Genomic DNA, 7,088 nt, shown 5'->3' on the forward strand with positions numbered 1-7,088 from the left:
CTAGATTTCTGGTTGACCATTTTTAATGATTTATTTTTCATTTGTAGGAAACCATAAATTTATCTTCCAAATCATAAAGAGTTATTCCTGTTATTTTTTCGAAACTTTCCTCAAATTTCCCTGTTGAGTTTGTTGAATTGATTATTTCTTTTAAAACTCCTTCTCCATAGTTATCCACAAGGTATTTTATCGCGAAGTAACTTTCCATATATACATTTGTGCTATCTTGAAATCTTGCTGTTTGCCACTGTTCCCCATCATATAATGAATCAAAAGATACTACTTTGAAATTGGAAGGCTCTACGATTGTTTTATCATTTCCGATGTATTCAGCTATCCCCTCATTAAACCATAATGGGTAAGCTGAAGCACCACCTTTTGTACTTGCTACCATTTGACTAAATATATAATGGGTGTACTCATGTAAAATAGATTTTTGAAAGAAATATAGGGATGTTTCCTTTTTTTCTAAAATCGATTCTTTATCTTCGTACTTTATTGCTATTAGTTTATCAAAATCCGAATAAAACCCAGACACATCAATAAGACCACTTAACTCCTGCATCTCTTTCTTATCTTTAAATACGATTAGATCAACAGGCTTTACTTTTACTGTTCCAAAGACCTTTTTATTTTTATTAATCGCCCAATCTAACGTTTCCTTCGTAATTGGAATAAGTTCTGAAAAATCATTTGGATAGTAAATAGTAACATTATGAAATTTATCTTTTAATCTAGTTTCTTTTAGGTCTCTTTCGGCTTTCCCCTCAAAATTCGCAGTCAGAATCATTTTAATTGATTGGAGATAAGGTAATTTTTCGTTAGTTTTGTTCTCTAAAGCTTTGTGAAAATATACTCCCACACCAATGACAAATAAAAATAAAACAAGTATTATGGCAGATAAAGTGATACCGAAAATCTTAATAAATCTTTTCATTTTGCTAAACCTCGCTAGTTTCAGGGATAAAAGAATTGATAAGTGTAAGAATATTCCCATTTTATCATTAAATTTAAATAACCTGCACTAGATTCTCATTAATTAAAACAAATTGCCTAGCTCTTTCTTATGCAACTATTGCCATTTTGTTCCATAAGAAATTCAACTATCTTCTCTAACAAATCCTTATATTTAGATAAAACAACCAAAAAAATTTTACTGATAATATTTTTTATGTAAATCTTTAAAAACATTTATCGCTTTAAAAAAGTATTCATTATAAGTTCCTTCATCTTCTAAACTCCAACATGTTGATAATACAGCATGCGAATAACCCCACAGTAGTACTCTTTCTTTATTTAGATTCAATTCTATTACTAGTTGATCAATTCGATTTTCTAGAGTTGTAGAAATATCTTTCCCCTCTAATTTGTTCAAAAGAAACTGGATGATGTCATATTCTCTTTCACCTATTAATCCTTTTGGATCAATAACTTTCCATGTGTTTTCTCCAGCATTTAAGATATTATAATGATGTAAGTCCCCGTGAAGTAAGTTTTTTGTAGTTTGTGTACGATTCATTTCCTTAAAAATAGTAAATGCATCTAATAGCATTTCTTTTGATATAGGGTCTAAGCCATTAGGGAATTTTTCAACAATTCGTCTTAAGCTATTTTCTCTACTTAATATGGAAGGTATTTTAGTAGATTTAGGTGCAGCTATCCATAAGTTTTTCATCACTGTGACAGCTATGTGCATTGCCTCTTCTTCATTTTCAATTGTAGCCAGAGTTTCACCAGGCAGTAGTTGTTCTAGAATTAGGATTCCTTCATTAAGATCGTAGTCAATAACTTTAACGAAATCATTCTCTTTAAACTCCTTTAAAGCTTCAACCTCACTATTAAATTCCTCATTAGGGACTGCTAGTTTAATAACTGCGTTTTTCTGACCATCAATTAAAATTGGAGCAACAAAATTATATGATAATTCAAATGGAGATAATATTTTCATATTCCATCGAATTTCACATCTATTACACAAGTCTTCAAAATTCTCGAGCCATAATTCTCCTTTTTCTTTATGGATATCTTTAATGGTTTTTATAAACTGATCTGGAAGAGCTATTTTTAATCACCCTGTTCTATAAAGAATCGTTTTTAATAGATGAACTAACGTATAATTGCGCTTTGGAAAAGTAGAAAAGTTGAGTCCCTCAAAAATTACATAGAGAAACTCAACTCTCATTAAATGAAAGATGGAGTGTATAATCAAATTAGTTGTTCTTTTAATTTGTACTCTTCAATTAATCGATTATTTTGATGTTTACCTTTTGCATATTTAATAATTTGAGCTTTAATATTTGGAAATAAGATGATCTTGTCTAATTCATTGATTGGTACCCATTTTACGCCAGTTTGGTTTGGATCTGGATTTAGTGGCATTGTTGGAATTGAGTCTTCTTTAATATGACAGCGAAACATTAAACTTAATCCATGTATTTTATGACCGGTCATATGAGGTGCATTTTCTGAAACAAATACTAGTTCACCTACCTCAACATCTACACCTGCTTCTTCAAATGCTTCTCTTTTTACAGCTTCAATAATTGTCTCACCAGGTTCGGTACCACCAGCTGGTAAATTATAATGAATTCCGTCCTCATCTGTAAATTGAATTAATAACACTGAATCATTTTCAATAATTAAAGCACATGCTCTTACGCGAATATGATACATAACCTAGCGCTCCTCCCCTAATAAAAGTGATTATTCCATTATCTAAAAAATAAATTCAACTTTCAATCTATTTCTACTAATCAAGTAGAAAGACCTAAATAATAAAAAGGCATCATGGTATAGGTCCATGAATGCCTTCTAGTCAAAAAATACTATTCACTATTTAACTTGGCTATTTAAAAAATAATTAGAAAGTACTTGTTTCATAATTTGGATTGCTTCATCTATTTCCTCGTATGATAAATTGATTGGCGGTAATAGTCTTAATACATTAGGGCCAGCAGTACCAACGATTAAACCATTCTTTAAAAATTGCTCCACTAATTGATCCACAGAAAGATTTAATTCGATACCAACCATTAATCCTTTACCGCGTATTTCTACTATTTGTGGAAACTCTTCTTTTATTTCGGCTAATTTATCAAATAAATACTGTCCTTTATCTTTTACACTATTTAAGAATGGCAAATCATTAATAATATTGATTGTTTCAAATGCAGCAGCCATTGCTAAATAATTTCCACCAAAGGTTGAACCGTGCGCACCTAACGAGAATGTATTTGCTAGATTGTTCTTACCGAGCATAGCCCCAACTGGAAAACCATTCCCTAGACCTTTTGCTAGCGTAATAATATCTGGATCTAGTGGAGTTTGTTCATAGGCAAACATTGTTCCTGTTCTGCCCACTCCGGTTTGTACTTCATCAACAATGAGTAATAATTCATGTTTTTTACAAAGAGCTTGAACCCCTTCAAAAAAATCATTATTACCAACGATTACACCACCTTCACCTTGGATTACCTCCAAAATAATTGCTCCAGTATTTTCATTAATTTCATTTTGCAAAGCATTTATATCATTATAAGGTACATATGTAAAACCACTTAACATTTCGCCGTATCCTTCATGAATTTTAGACTGACCTGTCGCAGCCATTGATCCAAACGTACGGCCATGAAAGCTTTGTTTAAAACTAATAATTTGAGATTTACCTGAATGTTTTCTTGCTAATTTTATAGCTGCTTCATTCGCTTCTGTACCACTGTTACAGAAAAATACTAATCCATCCTTAAAGCTTTTTACTAAAATTTTAGCTAGCTCTTCTTGTTTTTTAATTGTAAATAAATTTGATACATGCCAAATCGATTCTACTTGTTCTTTTAGTGCATTTACAACGTTTGGATGACAATGACCTAAGTTACAAACAGCAATTCCACTTAAAAAATCTAGGTACTTGTTATTTTCGTCATCATATAAGTAAGTACCTTTTCCATTTTGAAAATTAATTGTTTTTTTATTATATGTTGGGAATAAATTACTCACTTAACACAACTCCTTTTGAAAATACTGTCCCGTTAATCGTTCCATTTTCATTTAAGAAATTCTCACCTACAATAGCCACTGAATTTACAACATTTAATGCATTTAAGGCACTTGTAACTTTAGGAATCATGCCACCATAAATTGTTTTTTCATCAATTAATTTGTTAACTTCACTAGGTGTAATCTTTTCAATTAATTTATGTTCAAGATCTAAAACACCATTTGTGTTTGTTATAAAGCAGAGTAATTCCGCATTCATTGCCTTGGCGATACTTTTTGCCGCTTCGTCTGCATTAATATTAAATTTTTGGCCTATTTTATCCACCCCGACAGGTGAAATAACTGGTACATAATCATTGTTAAGTAGTAAATCTAATAGATTCGTATTTACATCCTCAATTTCTCCAACCCAACCTAATTTTCCCTTATTAAAAAGTGAAGCTTCAAGTAATAGATTGTCACATCCTGATAGACCAATCGCTTTAATATTATATTGATTACAAATAATCGTTAAATCTTTATTGATTTTTCCATTTAGTACATATTCTACAATTTCTAGAACTTCAGATGAAGTCTTACGAATGCCATCTTCCATTTCTACTGGAATTGAAAACTTTACTAATAAGTTATTTATAAGTGGTCCCCCTCCATGAACAAGGATGACCTTTTTACCGCTCATTTTTAATTGGTTTATATTTTCAAAGAATGTATTTGATAAGTTATGGATTAAACTACCACCAAGTTTAATGACTACTGTTTCCAATGTTTAATTCCCCCTTATGTGCGATAGCTTGCATTTATTTTCACATAATCATAAGTTAAATCGCAGCCCCAAGCAGTACCAAGCTCATCTCCTTCGTGTAAATGGACATCAATATAAATAATCTCATTTTTCAATGCAACTTTAGCCTCTTCTTCATTAAACTCAACTGGTTTACTACCAAATAGAACTGTTACACCATTAATGGCGATGTCGATTTGATTAAAATTACCTTCGACCCCACTATATCCAATGGCACCAATAATTCTCCCCCAGTTAGCGTCTTCACCATAAACAGCTGTTTTTACTAAATTTGATCCAACGATTGATTTAGCAATTTGATTTGCATTTTTTTGGCTTGAAGCTCCATTTACATTTACTTCAATTAACTTAGTTGCCCCTTCACCATCTCTAGCAATCTTTTTAGCCAAGTCTTCACAAACTAATTGAAATGCGGCTACAAAGTTACCCCAATCTGGATGACTTTCAGTTAATTCCTCATGTTCAACAGCTCCATTTGCCATAACTAAAACCATATCATTTGTTGAAGTATCTCCATCAACTGTAATTTGGTTAAATGTCTTATCTGTCACTTCTTTTAATAAAGTTTGTAACTGACAAGAACTGATCGTCGCATCAGTTGTCACAAAACCAAGCATAGTTGCCATATTTGGATGAATCATTCCAGAACCTTTAGCAGACCCAGCAATCGTTACAAGCTTTCCATCGATCAATACTTCATAACAAGTAGTTTTTATAACTGTATCTGTCGTTAATATTGCATGGCCAAAATCTTCTCCATCTTCTAACTTATTCCGGAGAGTTAACTTGTCAATTCCACCTTTTAATCGATCCATTTTTAAATATTCACCGATTACACCCGTTGATGCGATTGCGACTAAGTGTTCTGGCAGATTAAGGTGCTCAGCACACCATGATCTCATTAAATAGGCATCATCTTCTCCTTTTTTACCTGTACATGCATTTGCACAACCACTATTTACTAAAACTGCTTGAAGCTTATTACTATATGAAATACTCTTTTTTGTAATTGCAATTGGTGCAGCTGGAAATAAATTTAATGTATAAACTGCCGCAACTGATGCTGGCTTCTCGGAATAAATTAATCCTAAATCTTTACGTTTATAACGTAGTCCAGCATGAACTCCACTTGCATAAAAACCATTTGGTGATGTAATTGTTCCATTTATTTTTTTTATATTCTTTTCTTTTGTTATCAACTTTTATCTCTCCTTATGGAAATATTGGTGTAAATTGTAAACCTGTTTCATCTGGTAAACCTAACATTAAATTCATATTTTGAATCGCCTGACCTGCCGCTCCCTTAACAAGGTTATCAATGACAGAAACGATTGTGATTCGATTTGTACGATCGTCGTAAGTTGCGTATAAATCACAAAAATTTGAACCATAAACATCTTTTGTACAAGGTACACTATCTCTTACTCTCACAAAATAGGAATCTTCATAACTTTGATTATAGATTTCTTTTAATTCATCGTTACTAATTTCACGTGTTGAAGTAACATAAATTGTTGACAAAATTCCTCTTGTCATTGGAACTAAATGTGGTGTAAAAGTTATGAAATCCTGTTTTGAATCAATTGATTCAATAAATTGTTCAATTTCAGGTATATGTTGATGTTCAGTAATTTTATAGGCTGTTAAATTTTCATTTCGATTCATAAATTGAGTCGTTTCATTTGCTGTTTTTCCAGCTCCAGAAATTCCAGATTTAGCATCTACTATTATTGAATTTTCCCCTACAATTCCTGCCTTTAATAATGGTGCGACTCCAAGTAGCGTTGCTGTTGGATAACATCCTGGATTAGCTATTTGGTTAGACTGTTTGATCGCTTCTCGATTAAGTTCAGATAGTCCGTATGTAAATTCGTTTGTTTTTGAAAAACAAGGATGCGTATGTTTATACCATTTCTGATATGTTTCTTCTTTGTTTAATCGAAAATCCCCTGATAGATCAATCAATTTTGTTTTCGAAAAATCGATTTCTTCCATTAACTCACTGCTAACTCCATGTGGTGTAGCAAAAAACAAAATATCATTTTCGGAAACAGATTTATTTTTATTCCACTTTTTTATTGGCCCACTAGAACGATTAGCTAAATGTGGATAATAAGTAGACAAATCTTCCTTATAATCTGATGTTGAATAAAAATTCATACCGCTTATTTCCGGATGCATTGATAGGAATCTTACAAGTTCCAGACCACCATATCCGGTTGCCCCCATAATACCGACTTTCATTTTTATATCCCCTTTTTATAAAATTATATTCTTCATTATAATTATG

The 7,088-nt window shown here is 31.8% G+C and carries 7 protein-coding genes; all 7 read right to left on the reverse strand.

The window, feature by feature from the left end; translation table 11 throughout:
- Positions 1 to 37 precede the first annotated feature (37 nt).
- On the reverse strand, positions 38 to 937 hold the full coding sequence (locus tag ACFWM3_RS23230) for a peptidase MA family metallohydrolase (protein WP_390313096.1): 900 nt from the start codon (positions 935 to 937) through the stop codon (positions 38 to 40).
- A gap of 216 nt (positions 938 to 1,153) precedes the next feature.
- Positions 1,154 to 1,948 (reverse strand): aminoglycoside phosphotransferase family protein, encoded by a 795-nt coding sequence (locus ACFWM3_RS23235; RefSeq protein WP_390313097.1) that lies wholly within the window; start codon positions 1,946 to 1,948, stop codon positions 1,154 to 1,156.
- Between the two features lie 257 nt (positions 1,949 to 2,205).
- The gene (locus ACFWM3_RS23240) at positions 2,206 to 2,673 is read right to left on the reverse strand and encodes an NUDIX domain-containing protein (RefSeq protein ID WP_056477197.1); all 468 of its coding nucleotides are present in this window, start codon (positions 2,671 to 2,673) and stop codon (positions 2,206 to 2,208) included.
- A 159-nt stretch (positions 2,674 to 2,832) separates the two neighbouring features.
- A complete protein-coding gene (locus tag ACFWM3_RS23245; protein ID WP_390313098.1) occupies positions 2,833 to 3,996 on the reverse strand; it encodes an acetylornithine transaminase in 1,164 nt (387 codons plus the stop codon).
- The gene (gene argB / locus ACFWM3_RS23250) at positions 3,989 to 4,759 is read right to left on the reverse strand and encodes an acetylglutamate kinase (protein ID WP_390313099.1); all 771 of its coding nucleotides are present in this window, start codon (positions 4,757 to 4,759) and stop codon (positions 3,989 to 3,991) included. Before argB ends, ACFWM3_RS23245 begins: the two co-directional genes overlap by 8 nt.
- A 14-nt stretch (positions 4,760 to 4,773) precedes the next feature.
- Positions 4,774 to 5,997, reverse strand: coding sequence for a bifunctional ornithine acetyltransferase/N-acetylglutamate synthase (gene argJ, locus ACFWM3_RS23255; protein WP_390313100.1), 1,224 nt, complete (start codon positions 5,995 to 5,997; stop codon positions 4,774 to 4,776).
- Between the two features lie 13 nt (positions 5,998 to 6,010).
- Positions 6,011 to 7,042, reverse strand: a complete 1,032-nt coding sequence (gene argC / locus ACFWM3_RS23260) for an N-acetyl-gamma-glutamyl-phosphate reductase (protein ID WP_390313101.1) — start codon at positions 7,040 to 7,042, stop codon at positions 6,011 to 6,013.
- Positions 7,043 to 7,088 lie beyond the last annotated feature (46 nt).

Origin of the sequence: Gottfriedia sp. NPDC058432 (assembly GCF_042721555.1) — a bacterium.
Lineage (GTDB): Bacteria > Bacillota > Bacilli > Bacillales > Bacillaceae_G > Gottfriedia.